The organism is Staphylococcus sp. GDX8P80P (assembly GCF_017893095.1).
In the GTDB taxonomy this organism is placed as follows: domain Bacteria; phylum Bacillota; class Bacilli; order Staphylococcales; family Staphylococcaceae; genus Staphylococcus; species Staphylococcus borealis.
Window position 1 is genome coordinate 1 of sequence record NZ_JAESMI010000043.1, and the last position, 321, is coordinate 321.

Annotated in this window: 1 pseudogene; it reads left to right on the forward strand. The window is 36.4% G+C overall.

Going from position 1 to position 321, the window contains the following annotated elements:
• A pseudogene (locus tag KA858_RS05185) lies at positions 1-229 on the forward strand (HsdM family class I SAM-dependent methyltransferase); the annotation flags it as partial.
• Between the last annotated feature and the right edge of the window lie 92 nt (positions 230-321).

Sequence of the window (321 nt, forward strand, 5' to 3'; positions counted from 1 at the left end):
GGCTAATGCAGGTAAAAAAGCGGGAGAATTTTATACGCCACAACAAGTGTCTAAAATCTTAGCTAAGATTGTCACAACGAATAAACCTAATTTAAAAAATGTTTATGACCCAACATGTGGTTCAGGTTCATTATTGTTACGTGTTGGACGTGAAGCCGATGTTCGTTTCTATTATGGCCAAGAATATAACAATACTACATTCAACTTAGCACGAATGAATATGTTGCTTCTTCTGTACTTGCTTCTTTTGTTGCTACTTCTTCTGTACTTGCTTCTCTTGTTGCTGCTTCTTCTGTGTTAGCTTCTTTTGTTGTTGCTTCT